The sequence below is a fragment of the Nitrospira sp. genome, assembly GCA_024998565.1.
Lineage (GTDB): Bacteria > Nitrospirota > Nitrospiria > Nitrospirales > Nitrospiraceae > Nitrospira_A.
This window is the reverse complement of record JACOEM010000004.1, coordinates 97,374-115,954: the sequence shown is the minus strand read 5'-3', so window position 1 is coordinate 115,954 and position 18,581 is coordinate 97,374. Positions and strand designations below refer to the sequence as shown.

The following is an 18,581-nucleotide window of genomic DNA, read 5'->3' as shown; positions in this document are numbered from 1 at the left end:
AGGGCAGGATCTTAGCATGCGTCGCTCGCCGGAGACCAGAACCAGAATAAGCCGGAGTCGAGCGCAGCAAACCGATCAGCCGTTCAGGTATGATGCGCCGATGACCACGCCACGCACCCTCGTCATTCTGGGATCCGGGTATACCGGCCGCTGGATTTACAAGTTGGCCGTGCAACAATCCCTGCCCATCCTGGCCAGCAGCCGTCACCCCGATCGCCATTTGAGTGAGGTCGATCCATCGAGACGCATTCGATTCGACCTGGCGGAGCCGAGCACCTGGTCCGGACTTCCTCCCGACGCAGACCTGATCTGGACATTTCCCGCCACACCGCTCGAACAGGTCCAGGCATTTGCCCGAGACTCTTGCCGCCCTCCCGGAAGGTTGGTGGTGCTGGGCAGTACCTCTGCGTATGACCGGGAAGGCGGCCCCGTGGATGACCTTCCTGCCTGGATCGACGAAGCCCATCCCATCAATACCGGCCTTCCTCGCGTGCAGGGCGAAGAATACCTGCGTACGCATCACGCAGCGATTATTCTGCGCGTCGCCGGCATCTACGGCCCGAATCGAAACCCCGTGGAATGGATCCGGCAAGGACGCGTCGGTCCGACGAACAAGTTCGTCAACCTCATCCATGTTGAGGATCTGGCGCACCTCTGTCTCCTGGCGCTGCAACGCGGACAGGCCGGAGACACCTACAATGTGAGCGATGGACACCCGCGCCGCTGGGCCGATATTTGCGCGGAAGTCTCAGGCAGGTGGGGAGTGGTGAGTGCTCGGCAGGCGGATCGCAGCGAATCAGGCAAACGCATCCGGAATCACAAGATCCTGACACACGTGGGTTATACGCTCCGGCACCCGGAATTCTATGACGCACTCCAGTCGATCGAAGCGGACAGACGGCCCCCCATCAGGCTGTGAGGCCGCGGACGACCGGTGTTCAGGCCCGTAACAAGGCCATCACACTCAAACAGACCAGCAGATTATTGATGGCATGCCCGATCATTCCGGGCCAGAGGCTGCCGGTCCGTTCATAGGCCCAGGCCCAAATCACCCCGCTCCAGAAGACGCTGAGGAATCCGATCAACCCATACCCATGGGCGATCGCAAACAACGCCGCGCTCAGCATGGCAGCCACGCCCCACTGAAACCGGCGACGAAACACGCCGAACAGCAAGCCGCGGAAAGCCAATTCTTCAAAGACGGGCGCAAAGAACACGTATTCCATCAGGCTGACCATGAGGGTCGGCGACGATCCCCACGCGAGATCCGCATCGAACCACTCGGTCCAGTGGCTGATCAACTTCAACGGTTCCGCGATCCGGCCCAGTACCCATTCGCCCACGAGGCCCGCGGCCACGACCGCCAACACCGCCAACCCCAATTGCCCCAGATGGCGTGGTTCGATGCACAACCCGAATCCGCGCCAGAACGTCTGCCTCTGGGGCCGGAGCAGATGGTAGTAGGCCAAGGCCAACAGGGGAAGGTTCGACAGCGGCACCGCGACCACCCGCAACGATGGATAATCGCCGGCGATATAGAGAAACGCCACGGTCAACAGGGCGCCCACCGCCCCCCCGCGCAGTAACACCCCCGCGCCCAATCGGCCGGCCCAGAGTGGCGGAAGCTCCGCGGACCCCACGCGCAACATCGCCGTGCCTTGCCCCCGCCGGACCCACCACACCAGCACGAACAACCCCACGATCATGAGCGTCAATTCGAGTAAGGCAAACACCCGGGAGCGCCACAGCACTGTCTCCACCCGCTGCTGCGACGAGGTCTCGATCGTCACCAGCAAGGGCCGGTCTCCGGCTCGTTCGGCGATTCGAGTGGCCAGACGGCTGTAGAACCACCCTGACACGGGCTGCTCGGCCAGATAGGCCTGCAACTCGAAGCCCGAAGCGGGAGGCACACGGGCATCCACGTATCCCGCTTGCAGTAGCCTGGCAAAGGCCGGGTACGGTTCACCCTGTCGAACCCATCGAGCCATTTTCTGTTGTACATCCGCCAGGTGCCCGGACTCTCCCTCCAGGATCGCCAGATGCAAATCGACAGAGGGGTCGGACGATTCTTCAGCGAGTTCGCGATACCATTCAATCGCCTGCTCACGATCGTTCGCGTCACCGCCCATCGTCACTTCATAGAGAAACTGTTCCCAGACCGGCAGGGTCTTGAGCCCGTCTTCCTGATCCATCAAGCGCCCGACCATATGACTGAGCGCTCGCTCGGCATCCGGCACCCGATCCACACGCGGCACATCGAACGATAACCAGGCAACCACCGCAATGGACGAACTGAGCACGACCGCCGACAACCAGGTGATGGCACGGGAGAAGCCGGGATCGTAGGCATGCGGGGGAGGAGGCGCCCCCACGCAGGGCGGCGGAGATGCGGGCGTCTGCGATGTCGGGCCGGTCGATTCGTCTGCGTCCACAGGTCCTCCGGAGCGTGATTGGCGCCGGAGTATACCACCGGCCTTCAAGAGGCGAAACTGGCGCGGCGCCGTGAAGATTGCAGGGGGGAACTGCGGATAATCCCATGGCTGAATCCCATTCGGTTTCGTTATACTACGCTCCTCTGAGTATCAGGCCGTGAACCACAGGGTGATGCCTCCCGGGACCGACAACCACGACCGGCAACAACGATGACTACGAACTCCCGGCATCAGGACTTTGTTCCACCGCATCGCCTGCTCATGGGCCCCGGCCCAAGCATGGTCCATCCCCGGGTGTTGCGGGCCCTGTCACAGCCGTTGCTCGGACACCTCGACCCGGTCTTTCTCGCTCTGATGAACGACATTCAAGCCTTGCTCCGCGCCACCTTCCATACCCAAAACGAGTTTACGATTGCCTTGTCCGGAACCGGATCGGCAGGCATGGAAGCGGTGATCGCCAATCTCATCGAACCCGGCGATCGTGCGATCGTGGGAGTCAACGGCGTGTTCGGCTCCAGGTTGGCGACCATGATCGAACGAAGCGGCGGCCTCCCGATCCGCATCGAAGCACCCTGGGGAGCGACGATTCCCATCGAGGCGCTGGAACAGGAACTGGCGCGGTCTGCTCCGGTCAAAGCCCTGGTCCTGGTCCATGCGGAAACGTCGACCGGCGCTCTCCAACCCCTTGAGGACGTGGGGGCGCTGTGCCGCGCGCACGATGCACTATTTATCGTGGACGCCGTCACCTCCCTGGGAGGCATCCCGGTCGAGGTCGATACCTGGGGAATCGACGCCTGCTACAGCGGCACGCAGAAGTGCCTGAGCTGTCCCCCAGGCCTGGCCCCGCTCACCGTCAGCCCGCGAGGCATGGGCGCCATCCGGCAGCGACGTGTTCCCTGCCACAGCTGGTACCTTGATCTGTCGCTCATCGCCGACTATTGGAACGACCACAGCCGTGCCTATCACCACACCGCCCCGATCTCGATGCTCTACGGGCTTCGGGAAGCCCTGCGGCTGGTGCACGAAGAGGGACTCCCGGCGCGTGCCGCGCGACATCAGGTCAACAGTGATGCACTGACGGCCGGGCTCCGAGCTCTGGGCCTGAGTCCCCTGCCTCCGCCGGGCCATCGACTCCCGATGCTCAACTGTGTCACGCTACCCGACGGCATGGACGAAACACTGATGAGGACGCACCTGCTGCAGCAGTACGGCATCGAAATCGGCGGCGGACTGGGACCGCTACGGGGGCGAGTCTGGCGCATCGGCCTGATGGGCGAATCGTGCCGACAGGCGCACGTACTGACGCTGCTCAACGCCCTGGAAGAAATCTTCGCAGGCCAGGGACGGCCGGTGCAGCCGGGCCGCGCCGCCCAGGCAGCGGAAGAAATTTATACCCATTCACTAGGATCGGCGAGGAGGGGTGCATGAGTCGAAACGGGTTATGGATCGTGACGGCAGGAGTGGCCGGCTTCGTGGCGGCCATCACCTACTGGGCCATTGCCCTCGCGGTCGCAGAATCACACAAGGCGGAAATGGTCCCCCCCGAGCGCGTGACCAGCTTTATTCATGCGGTCATCGATGCGAATCGCGCCAACTATACCCAGAATGTCGTAGACAAGCTCCATAACCAGGGCGTCGTCGAGGCACTCGAACATTGGAAAGAAGAGAAGGGCCTCCCGCTCCCGGCTCAATTCCTCCTCGAATCCGGGCGCCTGGTGGCACAAAAAGATATGAAACTCAGTTTCCGGCTGGCCAGCCTCACCCCGATATATGTGTGGAACGGACCGAACAGCGAGTTCGAACGGCGCGGGCTTGAGGTCGTAATGAAGGCGCCCGAAAAACCCTTCACCGGATTCTATCAACAGGCGGGCGTCCGCTACTTCCAGGGCATCTACGCAGACCGGGCGGTGTCCGAAAGCTGTGTGAGCTGCCACAATGCCCACGTAAACAGCCCGCGACGGGACTATAAACTCAACGACATCATGGGCGGCGTCATCGTCACCATTCCGATCAGCGAGGCGCCATGACCATCGCCTTCCGCCAAATCCGCATTCTGGACGGCCTCGGTCACCGGATTGAGCGAGGCACCCTCCTCATCGAGGGCACCCGCATCCTGGCCGTCGGTCCCGAACAGGACGTTCGGCTTCCCAAGGGCGCGCAACGAATCGACGGCCGCGGCCTGACCGTCCTTCCCGGCCTGATCGATTGCCACGTTCACTTTTGTTTGGGAGCGGAGGCGGATGTCGTGGCTGCGGTGGAGAGAGAATCCTCGTCCGTGACCCTGCTCAAAGCCGCCGAGATGGCGCGCCGCACGCTCCACGCCGGGTTCACCACCGTCCGGGATGTGGGATTCCGGGACCATGCGGTGTTCGCCCTGAAACAGGCCATTGAGGCCGGATTGACGCCGGGGCCCAGAATTCTCGCCGCCGGTCTCGCGATCTGCATGCCCGGCGGGCATGCGCGCTTCATCGGACGCGAAGCCGACGGGGTCGAGGCCGTCCGGGCCGCCGTCTTGGATCAACTCCATGCCGGCGCCGAAGTCATCAAAGTCATTGCTTCCGGCGGCGTGCTCACCCCCGGCACCTCTCCGGACGACGCGCAGATGACCGTGGCAGAACTGTCCGCAGCCGTCGAGGTGGCCGTCTCCCACGGGCGACATGTGGCCGCCCATGCCCACGGCGCCACCGGGATGAAGAACGCGCTGCACGCAGGCGTCCACTCCATCGAACATGCCACCCTCATGGACGATGACGCGGCAGAGATGATGACCCAGCGCCACGTCTACATGGTACCGACACTGTCGGCCCTCGCCACGACAGCGGCCTGCCCGACCGGCTGCGGCATTCCCGACAGCGCCCGCTCCAAGGCGAGAAACATGGTGAAGCAACACGAGAGAAGCTTCCGCGCCGCCCTGCGCCGGGGTGTTCCGATCGCCCTGGGTACGGATGCGGGAACGCCGTTCAACTACCACGGGGACAATGCTCAGGAATTGGAACGGATGGTCGCGCTGGGCATGACGCCGATGAACGCGATCATGACCAGCACCTCCGCCGCCGCGCGATTACTAGGCCTGACTCAGGAGATCGGATCCATCGCGGCGGGAAAACAGGCGGACCTGCTGTTTGTGGAAGGCAATCCTCTCAGAAATATCGGAGCACTGCTGAAACGGGAGCGGATTGCGGGAGTGATGCAGCGCGGTCGATTCGTGGCGGGTCCGCTCTCAGGGGCGTGAACCGTGACACGAACGACGCGGGTCGTTACCGTCTTTCATACAGCAATTCCAAGGCCGTCGCGAAGCCGTTGATCCGGCCCTTGCGGAACATTTCCTCTAACCGGCCGCGAAGCGTACGAATCCCGCCCTCGTCTCCCCTCGCGACCACCGCCTGCGACACCATCATCTGCACCGCGACCTCAAGCAAGCGCTGTTTCCGTTGCTCCATATCGGGAGTTACGAACTCATCCAGGACTTCCGCCCCGCGCGCTTCCACGATGGATTCCTTGAAGGTGTCATACCCCTGATGCGCCACCGTGCGCTCGCGAATGAGGGCCAGTTCCGATTTGATCCGCGGTACCATCTTCATCAGGACGGCGAAGACTTCTTTCCGCCCTTCGTCGAAGAGTTTTTTCTCCATCTCCTCAAGGATCAGGGACGGATCCACCGTCTCGGCCCGCGCCTCTTCCCCCCAATGCAGGCGATCATAGGTTCTCCGGCTCTCGGGATCACCCAGGACCTCATAGGCGGAGTTGATCTCGCGGATCTTCTCCTCTGCCTGCTTGTTGTGGGGATTGCGGTCGGGATGGTGCTCGAAAACGAGCTTCCGGTAGGCTTTCTTGATGTCGTCGTCGGAGATGTCGCGCGACACACCGAGGACACGATAATAATCCACGCGAGGCATACAGGCGGAGACTATACCATGCCGCTTCGCCGGCTTCACCTTGACAGCGTCGGGTCTCCCCCGTAGCCTGGCGCGGAGGCAATCTGTTCCCAGGAGAGGGAGTTCGGCATGGCGTGGGCGCAAGGCGTCACGAGGTATCAATGGCTGGTCCTGTTCGTCGCCTGGCTGGGGTGGGTATTCGACGCCATGGACGCAACGATCTACGCGATCGTGCTGCATCCCGCCCTACATGAGCTTCTACAGGCCGGGGCCGCCGGCGGCGCCGTCACGGACGAACAGATCGGGTGGTACGGCGGCATGGTGTTTTCTATTTTCCTGATCGGGTGGGCCATCGGGGGAATCGGCTTCGGGATGGCCGCGGACTATTTCGGCCGGACCAAGACGTTGATCATCACGATCGTGATATATGCCGTCTTCACCGGCCTCGCCGCGTTGGCTCAAGAATGGTGGCATCTGGCTGTCTATCGCTTTCTGACCGCCCTCGGCATCGGCGGTGAATGGGCCGCCGGTGCGGCTATTGTGGCCGAGACCTGGCCTGAGGACAAACGTGCCCGGGCGGCCGGGATTCTACAGTCTGCATGGGCCGCCGGATTTTTCCTGGCCGCCGGCTTCAACCTGCTCCTAAGCAGCTATGGATGGCGACTCCTCTTCCTCGTGGGCATCCTGCCCGCCTTTGTGGCCTTACTCGTCCGTTGGTGGGTCAAGGAACCGGAGCGATGGGTACAGGCCCACGAACAGGAGGCGCAATCCGCGTGCACCAGCTTCCTGCACCTCGCCGAGTTGTTTCAACCGGCATTACGCCGCAACACCTGGGTGGGCTCAACCCTGGCGTTCGTGGCGGTCTTCGGTCTGTGGGGCGCGACCAACTGGGCCCCCACCTTGATCCGGGCCATGCCGGACCTCCAAGGGCAGGATGCCGCGACGCTGACAGAGAAGGTCAGCTACGCAATCATGGCGCTCAATGCGGGCTCGTTGTTCGGGTATCTGGGATTCGGGCCGCTGGCCGAACGGTTCGGCCGCCTGCCCGTATTCGGCTTGATGTGCCTCGGCAGCTTCATCATGCTGCCGGCGACCTATTTCGTCCCACACAGTTATGCAGAAGTGTTGTTGTTACTCCCGCTGCTGGGATTCTTCAACAATGGCATTTTCAGCGGCTTTCCGATTTACTTGCCTGAGCTCTATCCGACACGACTCCGCGCCACCGGCTCAGGATTTTGCTTCAACGCGGGCCGCGTGCTGGCCTCGGCCGCGCCCTTCGTCACCGGGTGGCTCGTCACCCGGCTGGGATCGTTCAACAACGCGGCGAGCACCATCGCCCTGATCTATCTGTTGGGATTGGCCGTGCTGCCCTTTGCGACCGAGACGAATGGGAAACCATTACCGGAGTGACATCTCGCGGACCGACTGCCCGGCTACTATGAAACAACCTGAGACTGCGATCCCGCGCATCGTGCCACTGAGTGAGTCCGCCCTGACCATTGAATTCGGGGAGAGCATCGATCTTCATACGAACGAGTCGGTCCTGGCCTTCGCCACTGCCGTAGAACGGGCCGGGCTCCCGGGCTTTCTGGAGGTGGTGCCGACGTACCGTTCCGCTACGGTCTATTTCGATCCGTTCCGTACCGATGTATCCACGATGACCGGGCATTTCCGTGCCTTGATGACGGCAACGAACACACCCCCGCCACGTGCCCCCACGACTCACACGATTCCCGTGTGGTATGGAGGTAGCGCAGGACCCGATCTGGGCGACGTGGCCAAGCGAGCGGCACTCACACCCGAGCAGGTGGCGGCCCTGCATGCTTCCGTGGTCTACCGCGTGTACATGCTGGGATTCAGCCCGGGCTTTCCCTATCTAGGGACCGTGCCGGATCGCATCGCGACGTCACGACTCCCGACACCTCGAAAACAAGTCGCAACAGGATCGGTCGGCATCGCCGGCACACAAACCGGCATTTACCCGCATGCCAGCCCGGGCGGCTGGCGCATCATCGGACGCACTCCGGTACCGCTGTTCAGCCTGACCCGACCTGCGCCGTTCTTGCTAGCTCCGGGCGACCAGGTGCAATTCGTGCCGATCGGCGAAACAGAATTCCATGCGCTGTTCGAGAATCACACATGAAACAGAAACGTAGCATCGACCTCAATTGCGACCTGGGAGAGGCCGCGACACCGGAGCAACTGGATGTGGAAGCCCGGATCATGGCCTATGTCACGTCGGTGAATATCGCCTGCGGGGTGCATGCCGGCGATGCGGCCTTAATGCGCAGCACCGTGCAGCTGGCGCGACAGCATGATCTGGCAATCGGTGCGCACCCCGGATTGCCGGATCGGGACTCCGGGGGTCGTCGTGAACAACCGCTCTCCCCTTCGTTCGTACAAGACTTGATCCTGGCCCAGGTGGGTGAACTGATGGCCATCAGTCAGGCCGAAGGTCTTCGGCTCTCGCATGTGAAGCCCCACGGGGCGCTCTACAACCTGGCGGCACGTGATCCTGCGCTGGCCGACGCCATCGCCGAAGCGGTCGCACACATTGATCCTCGATTGATCCTCGTGGGTTTGGCTGGGTCGGAACTCCTCGTCGCCGGCAAAGCCCGCGGTCTTCCGGTTGCCGCCGAAGGGTTTGCCGATCGGGCCTACCAAATCGACGGCCGTTTAGTGCCTCGAGGGCAGGAAGGCGCGCTCATCCACGATGAATCGACCGTGGTCTCGCGCGCACACTCGCTGATTCACGACGACACCATCGCGGCCATCGACGGTTCGTTCCTTCATCTTCATATCGATACGCTGTGTATTCACGCCGACACTCCTGGCGCGGTCCGACTGGCTCATGCGTTACGGACCATGTTCGACGACGGAGGGATTTCTACAGTCCGTATTGATCATGCCTCTTAAGCAGCCGACCATCCACGTCGTACGCCCCGGACTCTTCACGACCATTCAGGATCTCGGTCGTGTTGGATACCAACGGTTCGGCGTGTCGGTGAGCGGCGCGATGGATCCCTGGGCGCTCACGGTCGGGAATCGTCTCCTCGGTAATCCCGACCGGGCCGCCGGCCTGGAGGTCACCATCCAAGGACCGGAACTCTTGTTCGAAGACGCACTCTCCATCGCCATCACCGGGGCGGACCTCAGTCCCACCGGCAACGGCATCGCACTGCCCATGTGGACCGTCGTCCGCATGCCCGCCGGGAGTCGCCTTGAATTCGGCATGCGCCGACAAGGCGCTCGTGCCTACCTCACCGTGGCCGGCGGCATCGACGGGCCGTTGATGCTCGGCAGCCGATCGACCCACGTGCGTAGTGGATTGGGAGGCGTCGCAGGTCGCGCGCTGAGGAAATGGGATCGGCTCAATGCCGGACCGGCACGAGTTGCGGGCAAACCATACGTAGAACGAACACTTCCTGACGCACAGCGCCCCCGGTATCAATCCACCGCCACGATACGGGTGATAGCGGGGCCACAGGCCGATCGTTTCACGGACGATGCGCTGGAGAGACTCGCGAGCCAACCGTACCGACTCGCTTCTGAATCAGACCGGATGGGCTATCGGTTACAAGGTTTGGCGTTGCCGCATCGCACCTCCGCCGACATCGTGTCCGATGCCGTGAGTGCCGGGAACATTCAAGTGCCGGCGGATCGACAGCCGATTCTACTCATGGCCGACTGCCAGACGACGGGAGGGTATGCCAAACTCGCGACGATGATCGCGGCCGATCGTACTCTTGCGGCTCAACTATCGCCGGGAGACAGACTCTCGTTCGTGGTGGTCACGTACGAGACGGCATCGACACTGCTTCGGTCGGTTCACGCCGAACTTGACCGGCTCTTGCCGCCGCACCGTGCTTGAGGAGAATCCCTTACTCCGGACGCTTCAGGCCATGCATGCCGCAGCGCTAGAAAGCAATGTCTGTTAAACAACAGGGGTTCTGCCATTCCGTTGAGTCCTTGACATTGCCCTGAAGCGATCTATTATTATTCCTATGGACACCACACTGACTCCTCGACAAATTACCCACGATGAGAAAAAGGCGGCCGAAGCCGCTTTCGCTGGTCGCCCATTCAATCCTAAATGGTCGGACGCGGCTCGCATCGTTTATGACGGCCTCCTCGCCGCAATGGGAAAAGATGCTCGGACCGTCGACATGCACGACGAACTCGAGCCGGTTGAGCCGCTGGCTTAACCTCCCCGCGTCGTGTCATCGGGCACGGGAGGCGTTCAACGCGACCTCCCGAGGTTGTCCGCGCTCTGCGGCACCGCCGATGTGGCTTGATACCTCCCCGAATGCGGGAAGCTAGTCTCTCGCTCTCCCCCGGCCCTGATCAGAAAAGGTTTTCACGAGCTCCCGCTCCTCCGCTTCAGTCTTCACGTCACCATCCAACCTCGCCTTGGTCAGACGCTCGAGAATCGTGCGATAGAGTGGACCCGGTCTGAATCCAAGCGCCTGGAGGGATTTCCCGGTCAAGGCGGGTTTCACGTCGCGATACGTCGTCAGATAGAGAGACAGGTGTCGCTTGGCCGATGCCGAGCCGTTCTTCGCCAGCAGGAACACGAGCGTTTCATCTGCCAGACCGGCCAGCAGAGCCACCGTTTCCGAAGGCCTGAGCGGCACGCGTCGGCTCAGAGCCCGACACACCGGCTGCGTAAGGAACCGAGCCGCAGTGATAGCCCCTCGTTCCGCTTCCGTGAAGGGAAATCGTTCGAGCATCTCGTGTACGGCTTGATCCGGCATCGCCTCGGTAAGTGCCATGGCATACACCAGCCATCCGCTGATGTGCCGATCCAGACAGGACAGTTTGTACCAATCCAGCGCCGCTTCCACTTCGCTCAACCGACGATCCAGTCGATTCGACCACGTCAGTGTCGGATGAATGAACCGCAGAAGATCCAGGTCCGCCAACCGGCGAACGGCATGGCGTGGCGTGCGCTCAGAAAATAAGTACCGCAGTTCATCCAGCAACCGCCGACCGGACAGTCGATGGAACAACTCCATCTTCACCGCGCCTTTAATCAGCGCCAGCGTCTCCTTGCTCAAGTGAAAATCGAAACGCAGTTCGAAGCGAATCGCGCGAAAGACCCTCGTCGGATCCTCCACAAAACTCAAGCTATGTAGTACCCGGATAAGGCGTTCTTTGAGATCGCGTTGTCCGCCGTAAAAATCGATCAGCTGGCCGAACGCGCGTGGATTGAGGCGCACAGCCAACGTGTTGATGGTGAAATCCCGACGGTAGAGATCCTTCTTAATGGAGCTCTGCTCGACCGTCGGCAACGCCGTCGGATATTCGTAATACTCCGTGCGGGCCGTGGCCACATCCACCTTGAACCCGTCCGGCAGGAGCACGACAGCCGTTCCGAATCGCTCGTGGACCTTCACCTGGCCCGCCCGCTCCTTCGCCAGGGCGCGTGCAAACGCGATCCCGTCACCCTCCACCACAAAATCGACATCGAGATTCTCGATACCGAGCAGCAGATCCCGCACAAATCCACCGACCACATAGGCCGAGTAGCCAAGGCGCTCGCCCAAATCGCCTGCCGTCCGTAGCAGGTCATGCACATCACGAGGCAAGCGGTCCCGCAGGAATCCCCCGACATCGCGTCGGCGCACTGCACCCGAAGACTCCAGGTCCATCAACGATTTGGCTTTCCCCCGTGCGGATGCCATCACGTCCTCATGGAGACTGCGGAGTAGATCGGTTCGCGTAATCACGCCCACCGTTTTACCGCCGGACAGCACCGGCACAAACCGCTGATTCAATTCGATCATCCGCATTTCGATGTCGTGAAAGGGGGTCTCCGGCTCTGCGCTGTACTGATCGTGTCTGGCCAGATCCTCGACTCGTTGCGCTCCGAGACGATGAAACAGTGCCTTCTGAACGACCTCACGTGAAATCGTCCCGACATAGCGCTCCTTCTGATCGACGACCGGGAGAACGTTGACCCCATACGTAGTCATGGATCGTTCGGCCTCCGCCACGGTCGCATCCGCGACGATCGTTTTGACCGGTTGTGTCATGACATCCCGGGCCACCAGGGTCGGGCGATAGCGTTCCGTCAGGAGACGCGTCAGCCGTTCCTGCACTTCGATGAGCGTTCGGCCCTTCACACTGGCCGCTGCCGCCACGGCATGTCCGCCGCCGCCGAATTCGCGCGCAATCCACGCCACATCGATCTCGGGGCGCCGGCTCCGGCCAATCACCTCAACCTTCTCATCCAGTGCAATGGCCACGATGACGGCATCGAATCCCTGTAATTCCGCCAACCGGTGGACGGCCTCCGCGAGATCGCCCTTGTAACGGTCATACGTGCTGGAGGCCACAAGAATTTTGCGGCCCTCCAGATAATAGATTGATCCGGCCTGCAACAGATCGTTCAACAGGGCGATCAGATCGGGATCCAGCGGATGCCGCAAGACCTCCGCCACGACGTTCAAATCCGCGCCGGCGCGCAGCACAACTGCCGCAGCCTCCAGATCACGCGGAGTCGTCGACGGATAGGCCAATGACCCTGTCTCCTCGTACAGACCAAGCGCCAACACCGTCGCCTCGGCAGCCGTGAGTATAATCTGCTGCGCCTTCAGGCGTTCGATCAGCAGCGTAGTCGTGGCGCCGACCGGTTCGATGTGCCGTTCAGCGAGATGAGGCCACTGAGGTCGAGTCTGCGGCTCCGGCTCATCGTCGGCTCCATGGTGATCGAAAACATGCACCTCCACATCTGCGCGTGAACTGAGGGCCTTCAACGGGCCCAGCCGCTCCGGCTCCTGAACGTCCACGAGAATCAACCGTCGTACCCGTTCCAGCGCCACGTCCTTGAGGCGAGAGATGTCCAGATGGTGCGTCGCCAGAAAACCTCGCACCGACTCCTGCGCACCGCCGGGCAACACCAGGACCGCTCCCGGATAGAGCTTCCGGGCGGCCACCATCGAAGCCAGTCCATCGAAGTCTGCATTCAGATGTGTCGTGATCAGATCCATGCCGGCATTCTAACAGGATCGAGCGAATCGATTCAGTCCCGCAGTGGAGACAGAGGAGAAGGAAGGCTGTGCACGAAGCGAGAGGATTGGATGGAGAGGAACCATGCCGTCCACACAAGCAGTGTGGACGGCATGGGGTTACTCGACAGAATGAGCGAGCGCGGACGCCTGGCCGGGTCGAACCGGTCGCTCGACGGCACGCCCGGCATCGGTGATATCGTTTATCGCTGTTGACGGTCGTGCTTCTGGCGAGCAATATGACGCGACGTGCGATCCTGCGCGCGATTGATCCGGGCCCGTTCTTTCTTCGTCACAACGCCGTCCGATTTCGCCTTGTCCTCCATCTTGTTGACGTGTTCCTGCTGGTTGTTCAAGCGATTGGCTTCACGTTCATTCAATTGACCGCTGGCAATCCCCTGGTCGATTCGTTTCTCCTGATTGGCCTGCCGTTGATCGATCCTGGGCGTCTCCGCCTGCGCAAACACCAACGACGTGACACACACCGACAACAACGCCGCGCCCCACATCACCTGCTTCATACATCCTCCTTTGGTTGCCCCCGCTGCACTGTCATCCGCTCCAACGTACAAGGACGCCGGCTGGTTGACAATCGAAATGGCGGTTTCCAAAGACCTCCGTGAAATGACGCCACAGCAAGTTATGCACGATGAACCAGAGATCAGCGAATATCCTGAAAAAAGACCCGCGGGAGGTAGGGCAGCTTGAACTCCACGTGCAGAATGATCAACAACACGCGAACAAAACTTCGCCAGACGCCCATCTTGAGAAACTTGCGGGCATCCGTAACGACAGGGGGAGATAGGAGTATCGGTGTCGTGACGGTCAGCAGTTTTTCACAGAACGCCACATCTTCCAGAATGGGCTGATCGGGGAATCCACCGAGGTGCTCGAACAACACCCTCCGCACGAATAACGCTTGATCTCCATAGATGACACGGCTCCTGACACAGCGAAAATTATCGAGCCACGAGATGAGTCGAAGCCGCCAATCCGATCCTGAAAATTGGTGACAAAAGCCGCCGGCCTGGATAGTAAGATTCGTCTCCAACGCATTGAGCCGACTCAGTGCCTGGACCGGCAACAGTGTATCGGCATGGAGGAAGAGCAACCACTCGCCCCGTGCCAGCTTCGCGCCGGCATTCATCTGGGAAGCCCGTCCTTTACGCGCGGTCACGAGTGTGAGCGGCGCCGGGATTGGAAGCCGCCAGCTGAGGGAACATTGCCGAACCAGCTCACAGGTGCCATCGCTGCTCCCGCCATCGACGACGATGACTTCATATTCGCCGGCTTGATCGAGGAGATGACGCAGGGTGACGGGCAATGCACGTTCTTCGTTATAGGCAGGAACGACGACCGAGATCATGCCGTCAACCAAACGGGCAAGAAGGTGCGCACATCCGCCGCCCAGGCGGAGGCATCTTCCTCGATCGTCTCGAAGAGGTCGCAGAGCGTCAACACCATCGAGTCAGTCAATGCCAGATAGTCCTGCGTGCGCAGACGGAGAGCCTCCAACTCCCTGTGTCCGTCCACCATCGCGCGCTCCAAGACACGCCGCCCGAAGTCATGATGAGCCTCTTCCTGGTGCAGCAAAACCCGGCGCAACCGGCGAAACGGCGCCTGCCGCTTTTCAAGGCCGCCCTCGATCCGGGTCAGAATTGCCTCCCCCAGTCCTTCGAGGATCACCTGTTCAGCCAGAATACTCTCCAGCCAATCGCCACGTTCAAGCGCCTCAGTGAGAAGCCGGCGATAGTCCTCAAGAGCCGGCAGGAACGGAGCATCGCCGAGGTGGCGTGGCGCAAGCCAGCCGATGGCGCCACGAAACACTACCGCATGCATCGCCTCCTGACGTGCCTGGGTCGTGAGAAAACGGCGCGCCTTCAAGTCGGGAGCCAACGCCGCCTGGCTTTGCGCACAGAGGTGCGCCATCCTTTCGCCATGTTCAAGAAACGTCAGCAGCCGGGCAATGGGGACTCGTTCACTAGGCAACACCACCATGCACAACTCCTTCAGTACTGCGGGGGCGGTCCATTCAAATGCCAATCGTAGTCGAGAAACTCCACGGTGTAGTCGCCGGCCAGAAGATCCTGCTTGAGCGACGGATCTTGCACATGCTCCCCGACATACGCCAGGATTGATCCTGAGCGAGCCTCGAAATCTTTGGCAAACCATTTGAAAATCATCGACAACGAGGCCACTTTTCTCGATCGATCAAACCGGTTGCGCAACGGGTCATTCACAAACTCCCTCGTGACCCGATTCAGTTGCTCATCGAGGTGCTGCCCCTCGAACGCCCACGATTGGAGTTTCGGGCAGGAGGCTGAAGCACAGACGATAGCAAAATGTACACGTGGTTCGTGAAACTGGGCGATAAGAATCTCCCGCTCAAGATTGTAGAGGTTCACCGGCTGTCCACCAACAGAGTACTCCCGCGCGATAAAGTACCGGTATCGGCCGAACAACGTGTCCGGAGAATACCCCTCCAGAATACCCGTGACGGCAAAGGCATTGTACGCATTGATCCAGAACGCCAGCCGGTCTTCCGCCGACAAACCGCCCGGATCCACTCGATTCAACAACGCGACATAGGGCGGAAGCCGCCCCTGGCGGCGAATGGCCGGGTAATCAACTACGCCGTCACGGACATCCACGCTCAGTAGTTCCTGCCACAACCGATGAGACACTTGCTCCGGCGGGAGCGGGTCTGAGGGGGTAAAAGAGGTCGGTACCGTCGAACAGCCCCCCAGCACGATCATCAGCGCTCCGATCAGGAAATTTCGCATCACAATCTCTCTCCTATTAAAACCGCACCGGAGTCCGCCATGCCGTGATCGGATGTCTCAGGATCGTCCCCACCACGCGCCCATCGAGACGGTTGCATGAGGACCCATCTGAACAGGCTTGAATCTGGCTCCGGTCGAAGCGACCGAGGATCTCCCGGTAGGGCACCTCGCGCAGGTTCCCCACCGCCGGCATCGCCAAGCAGGCTGAGACCTGGCCGGACGCATCGATGGCAATGCTATACCGGCCGGCGTCACAGGGCTCGAGCCGTTCTCCCCGCAACCAGACGGCGCTGTCCTTGACGAAGTGTCGAAAATACCCGGGAGGGATCAGGTCTTCCTTCAACAGCTGTTCGAACACACGGATCGCTGCCGAACGATCGTACATCAACGCAGAATCCTCTTTGCCGTAAAGGCCCACGTTCCAGTGGTAGGCTCCCACCACGGGAATGAAACCGTGCCGCCGTGCGAATCGCACGACGTCCGGCACCTCGTCGCGATTGGCTTCGCTCACGATGCAGGTAAGGAATTTAGGGAAGGGATACCGTGCCAAGAGATTGAGTCCGGACAGGACTTGAGGCAACTGATCGGCCCCGCGTATCTGTCGGTAGCGAGCACGATCGAGCGTGTCCAGACTGATCGACACCGGTAAGCGCAACGAAGCACACTGCGCAACAAGGTCAGGAGTCAGCCTGGTCCCATTGGTGATCACGGTCACCTGCAACCCCAACGAGGAAAGATCCGACAGAATGTCGACGAGGTCCGTGCGTAGGAGCGGCTCACCCCCCTGAACAAGCACGAACCTGATGCCTTCGGTATAGAGCTGTCCAAAGATGCCCCGGATCTCCTCTCGCGTCAGTTCATACCGTCCCTGGTTCAGAGGAAGATCGCAGTAGCCACAGGCGGAGTTACAACGCAGGGTCACCTGAAACGTGGCGAGGACCGGCCGCCCCCGTAAGAGATTTGCCAACGGCCGGGCACAGTCGGCAATCATGGCCAGCGGGGGCTTCCTCGTCATCGTGGATTCCCCGGTCGGCCTGACCACATTTGAACACCTGTTGCCATTTTCCTCCGGCTCCACCTCATCCGACTCAGCACAACGCGACACAATCGGCACCAATCCAGGCGATTCGGCACTGCAGGCAACCGGTTTCCAGGCATACGGTTTGCTGAATGACTCTCGACACTGCAGCCTGACTCATCCCAGGGAGGATTGTTATGAACACCAAGCTCCAGGCTTCGATACTCACCATCGCCGCGGCCACCCTCGCCACCGTCGCTTTTGTCGTGGCTCCGGCATCGGCAAAGGACAAGGAGAAGGCCGGCAAACATTCGAACCATGCGACCACCACCTCGGCAGCCGCGGCTGCCTCACTGTTGGGATCAGTCCCTGAGCAACCCCCGGCTCCGAAACCCGGGCAACATGACTCCAAACCCGGAGTCGCATGGAAGACCGTGGGCGGCACCGTCAAAGAAATTCACGGCGAGACGTACACAGTCGAAGACTTCGATGGCAGCCAAATGAAGGTGCATGTCGGACAGGGAACCAAGCACCTCCGGGGTAACAAGAAAGTGGGCGACACCATTCGGGCTGAAATCACCCACGGTGGCTTCGCAAATTCAGTTCAATAACCCGTTGACTCTGCGAACCCGCATCAGCTCGCCGGTGTCCTGGAGAGGCCGACCCTGCACAGGTCGGCCTCCCCGCCTTTCTCAGTTCCAGCAGTTCCCCCTCCTCGTCACTTCAACGCCTTGACGAAGACGATGTCACCGTAATAGGCCACGGCCCGTTCCTTCGTGTTATCCGTATCGCTCATAATCGCGACGCCGCTGATCGCCGGCGGCTCTTCGCCGAAGGCCACTCGATAATCTTCATACACATTGCGCTCTTCCTCGACCCACGTGCCGATGCGCTGCGGCCCGCTCTCCACCACAATCATCTTCGCAAAGTCGGTAAAGGCATTGTCCACCACCGTCCCGACCGGGCTCTTGCCGTCCCAGATGTAGTTCAAGGCGCCGATCGGAATATCTCCGAACAGCGCCCGACCGGCCTTGTATTTCAGCTTTCTTCCAAAACTTACCTTGTCCGGCTCATAGGCAAAGGTAATGTAAAGCCGTGCCGGATAGTCATCACCGTCCTTGCGGTTCACACTGCCCTTTTGCAGCAGATTCTCCACCTTCCATCGCCAGCGCACAATCGGATATTCATGCGGATCAATCGCCACGGCTTTCGTCAGGCCTGAGGCAGATGCCTCGCTCACAGCCTTCACCACGGAAACCGGCCCGTCCTTCACCACCTCATATCTTGTGTGCCGTTCGATCTTCTTAAACGTCAACGGTGTCCATCCCTCGGGCAACGTGACGCCTTCAGTAGCGATCGAAAACTGTCCGACCTCCAGCTTCATAGAGCCCTGCGCATGTGCGGCGATCGCAGCGCCCGACAAGCACAGGAGCAGGCCAATCCCGAGCCGCATCACCTGTCCC

20 protein-coding genes are annotated in these 18,581 nt (G+C 61.0%); 11 read left to right on the top strand and 9 right to left on the bottom strand.

Translation table 11 applies throughout. The features are described 5' to 3' along the window. Positions 1-16 precede the first annotated feature (16 nt). Positions 17-919 (top strand): hypothetical protein, encoded by a 903-nt coding sequence (locus H8K11_08555; protein MCS6263797.1) that lies wholly within the window; start codon positions 17-19, stop codon positions 917-919. Between the two features lie 19 nt (positions 920-938). Here the strand turns inward: H8K11_08555 and H8K11_08550 are convergent, their stop codons facing one another. Then, positions 939-2,432, bottom strand: a complete 1,494-nt coding sequence (locus H8K11_08550) for a CPBP family intramembrane metalloprotease (GenBank protein ID MCS6263796.1) — start codon at positions 2,430-2,432, stop codon at positions 939-941. Positions 2,433-2,693: 261 nt separating this feature from the next. Here H8K11_08550 and H8K11_08545 point away from each other — a divergent pair, with 261 nt between their 5' ends. From H8K11_08545 to H8K11_08535, 3 genes are read left to right on the top strand one after another with little or no spacing between them, the layout of a single operon-like run. Beyond that, positions 2,694-3,860: an alanine--glyoxylate aminotransferase family protein gene (locus H8K11_08545; protein MCS6263795.1), complete on the top strand. Its 1,167-nt coding sequence runs from the start codon at positions 2,694-2,696 to the stop codon at positions 3,858-3,860. Beyond that, on the top strand, positions 3,857-4,459 hold the full coding sequence (locus tag H8K11_08540; protein ID MCS6263794.1) for a DUF3365 domain-containing protein: 603 nt from the start codon (positions 3,857-3,859) through the stop codon (positions 4,457-4,459). Before H8K11_08545 ends, H8K11_08540 begins: the two co-directional genes overlap by 4 nt. Beyond that, positions 4,456-5,664: an amidohydrolase family protein gene (locus tag H8K11_08535; protein MCS6263793.1), complete on the top strand. Its 1,209-nt coding sequence runs from the start codon at positions 4,456-4,458 to the stop codon at positions 5,662-5,664. Before H8K11_08540 ends, H8K11_08535 begins: the two co-directional genes overlap by 4 nt. A 25-nt stretch (positions 5,665-5,689) precedes the next feature. Here the strand turns inward: H8K11_08535 and H8K11_08530 are convergent, their stop codons facing one another. Next, a complete protein-coding gene (locus H8K11_08530; protein ID MCS6263792.1) occupies positions 5,690-6,328 on the bottom strand; it encodes a J domain-containing protein in 639 nt (212 codons plus the stop codon). Positions 6,329-6,436: 108 nt separating this feature from the next. Here H8K11_08530 and H8K11_08525 point away from each other — a divergent pair, with 108 nt between their 5' ends. The 5 genes from H8K11_08525 (at position 6,437) to H8K11_08505 (ending at position 10,512) form a co-directional block, all read left to right on the top strand. Further along, positions 6,437-7,717: an MFS transporter gene (locus H8K11_08525; GenBank protein MCS6263791.1), complete on the top strand. Its 1,281-nt coding sequence runs from the start codon at positions 6,437-6,439 to the stop codon at positions 7,715-7,717. 28 nt (positions 7,718-7,745) lie between these two features. Next, entirely contained in the window at positions 7,746-8,450 is a 705-nt protein-coding gene (gene pxpB, locus H8K11_08520) for a 5-oxoprolinase subunit PxpB (GenBank protein ID MCS6263790.1), read from the top strand. Then, positions 8,447-9,223, top strand: a complete 777-nt coding sequence (locus H8K11_08515) for a LamB/YcsF family protein (protein ID MCS6263789.1) — start codon at positions 8,447-8,449, stop codon at positions 9,221-9,223. Before pxpB ends, H8K11_08515 begins: the two co-directional genes overlap by 4 nt. Further along, on the top strand, positions 9,213-10,178 hold the full coding sequence (locus H8K11_08510; protein MCS6263788.1) for a biotin-dependent carboxyltransferase: 966 nt from the start codon (positions 9,213-9,215) through the stop codon (positions 10,176-10,178). Before H8K11_08515 ends, H8K11_08510 begins: the two co-directional genes overlap by 11 nt. A 133-nt stretch (positions 10,179-10,311) precedes the next feature. Then, positions 10,312-10,512 carry a hypothetical protein gene (locus H8K11_08505; GenBank protein MCS6263787.1) on the top strand — a complete coding sequence of 67 codons (201 nt, stop codon included), beginning with the start codon at positions 10,312-10,314 and terminating at the stop codon, positions 10,510-10,512. 111 nt (positions 10,513-10,623) lie between these two features. On the opposite strand, the gene H8K11_08500 is transcribed toward H8K11_08505, so the two are convergent. Further along, positions 10,624-13,299: a CBS domain-containing protein gene (locus tag H8K11_08500; GenBank protein MCS6263786.1), complete on the bottom strand. Its 2,676-nt coding sequence runs from the start codon at positions 13,297-13,299 to the stop codon at positions 10,624-10,626. A gap of 90 nt (positions 13,300-13,389) precedes the next feature. Between H8K11_08500 and H8K11_08495 the strand changes: the two genes are divergently transcribed. After that, a complete protein-coding gene (locus H8K11_08495; GenBank protein MCS6263785.1) occupies positions 13,390-13,533 on the top strand; it encodes a hypothetical protein in 144 nt (47 codons plus the stop codon). Here H8K11_08495 and H8K11_08490 read toward each other — a convergent pair. The 5 genes from H8K11_08490 to H8K11_08470 all read right to left on the bottom strand — a co-directional run bounded on the left by H8K11_08490 (position 13,521) and on the right by H8K11_08470 (position 17,115). After that, complete coding sequence (locus H8K11_08490) at positions 13,521-13,838, bottom strand: hypothetical protein (protein MCS6263784.1); 318 nt, start codon at positions 13,836-13,838, stop codon at positions 13,521-13,523. The genes H8K11_08495 and H8K11_08490 overlap by 13 nt on opposite strands. A 140-nt stretch (positions 13,839-13,978) precedes the next feature. Beyond that, positions 13,979-14,683 carry a TIGR04283 family arsenosugar biosynthesis glycosyltransferase gene (locus tag H8K11_08485; GenBank protein MCS6263783.1) on the bottom strand — a complete coding sequence of 235 codons (705 nt, stop codon included), beginning with the start codon at positions 14,681-14,683 and terminating at the stop codon, positions 13,979-13,981. After that, positions 14,680-15,315, bottom strand: a complete 636-nt coding sequence (locus H8K11_08480; protein MCS6263782.1) for a ferritin-like domain-containing protein — start codon at positions 15,313-15,315, stop codon at positions 14,680-14,682. The genes H8K11_08485 and H8K11_08480 overlap by 4 nt, the downstream gene beginning before the upstream one ends. An 11-nt stretch (positions 15,316-15,326) precedes the next feature. Further along, on the bottom strand, positions 15,327-16,103 hold the full coding sequence (locus H8K11_08475) for a DUF547 domain-containing protein (protein MCS6263781.1): 777 nt from the start codon (positions 16,101-16,103) through the stop codon (positions 15,327-15,329). A 13-nt stretch (positions 16,104-16,116) separates the two neighbouring features. Next, positions 16,117-17,115 carry a radical SAM protein gene (locus H8K11_08470; protein ID MCS6263780.1) on the bottom strand — a complete coding sequence of 333 codons (999 nt, stop codon included), beginning with the start codon at positions 17,113-17,115 and terminating at the stop codon, positions 16,117-16,119. A gap of 200 nt (positions 17,116-17,315) precedes the next feature. Here H8K11_08470 and H8K11_08465 point away from each other — a divergent pair, with 200 nt between their 5' ends. Continuing rightward, entirely contained in the window at positions 17,316-17,729 is a 414-nt protein-coding gene (locus H8K11_08465; protein ID MCS6263779.1) for a hypothetical protein, read from the top strand. A 107-nt stretch (positions 17,730-17,836) separates the two neighbouring features. On the opposite strand, the gene H8K11_08460 is transcribed toward H8K11_08465, so the two are convergent. Next, a complete protein-coding gene (locus tag H8K11_08460) occupies positions 17,837-18,571 on the bottom strand; it encodes a DUF3047 domain-containing protein (protein ID MCS6263778.1) in 735 nt (244 codons plus the stop codon). Positions 18,572-18,581: the final 10 nt, after the last annotated feature.

What these genes read in the sequence shown, in the direction of transcription:
- H8K11_08530 (MCS6263792.1), bottom strand. Translation starts at nt 6,328, where the DNA reads ATGCCTCGCGTGGATTATTATCGTGTCCTCGGTGTGTCGCGCGACATC.
- H8K11_08490 (MCS6263784.1), bottom strand. Translation starts at nt 13,838, where the DNA reads ATGAAGCAGGTGATGTGGGGCGCGGCGTTGTTGTCGGTGTGTGTCACG.
- H8K11_08480 (MCS6263782.1), bottom strand. Translation starts at nt 15,315, where the DNA reads ATGGTGGTGTTGCCTAGTGAACGAGTCCCCATTGCCCGGCTGCTGACG.
- H8K11_08470 (MCS6263780.1), bottom strand. Translation starts at nt 17,115, where the DNA reads ATGACGAGGAAGCCCCCGCTGGCCATGATTGCCGACTGTGCCCGGCCG.
- H8K11_08540 (MCS6263794.1), top strand. Translation starts at nt 3,857, where the DNA reads ATGAGTCGAAACGGGTTATGGATCGTGACGGCAGGAGTGGCCGGCTTC.
- H8K11_08485 (MCS6263783.1), bottom strand. Translation starts at nt 14,683, where the DNA reads ATGATCTCGGTCGTCGTTCCTGCCTATAACGAAGAACGTGCATTGCCC.
- H8K11_08500 (MCS6263786.1), bottom strand. Translation starts at nt 13,299, where the DNA reads ATGGATCTGATCACGACACATCTGAATGCAGACTTCGATGGACTGGCT.
- H8K11_08460 (MCS6263778.1), bottom strand. Translation starts at nt 18,571, where the DNA reads ATGCGGCTCGGGATTGGCCTGCTCCTGTGCTTGTCGGGCGCTGCGATC.
- H8K11_08495 (MCS6263785.1), top strand. Translation starts at nt 13,390, where the DNA reads ATGGAGAGGAACCATGCCGTCCACACAAGCAGTGTGGACGGCATGGGG.
- H8K11_08465 (MCS6263779.1), top strand. Translation starts at nt 17,316, where the DNA reads ATGAACACCAAGCTCCAGGCTTCGATACTCACCATCGCCGCGGCCACC.
- pxpB (MCS6263790.1), top strand. Translation starts at nt 7,746, where the DNA reads ATGAAACAACCTGAGACTGCGATCCCGCGCATCGTGCCACTGAGTGAG.
- H8K11_08525 (MCS6263791.1), top strand. Translation starts at nt 6,437, where the DNA reads ATGGCGTGGGCGCAAGGCGTCACGAGGTATCAATGGCTGGTCCTGTTC.
- H8K11_08510 (MCS6263788.1), top strand. Translation starts at nt 9,213, where the DNA reads ATGCCTCTTAAGCAGCCGACCATCCACGTCGTACGCCCCGGACTCTTC.
- H8K11_08535 (MCS6263793.1), top strand. Translation starts at nt 4,456, where the DNA reads ATGACCATCGCCTTCCGCCAAATCCGCATTCTGGACGGCCTCGGTCAC.
- H8K11_08555 (MCS6263797.1), top strand. Translation starts at nt 17, where the DNA reads ATGCGTCGCTCGCCGGAGACCAGAACCAGAATAAGCCGGAGTCGAGCG.
- H8K11_08505 (MCS6263787.1), top strand. Translation starts at nt 10,312, where the DNA reads ATGGACACCACACTGACTCCTCGACAAATTACCCACGATGAGAAAAAG.
- H8K11_08545 (MCS6263795.1), top strand. Translation starts at nt 2,694, where the DNA reads ATGGGCCCCGGCCCAAGCATGGTCCATCCCCGGGTGTTGCGGGCCCTG.
- H8K11_08515 (MCS6263789.1), top strand. Translation starts at nt 8,447, where the DNA reads ATGAAACAGAAACGTAGCATCGACCTCAATTGCGACCTGGGAGAGGCC.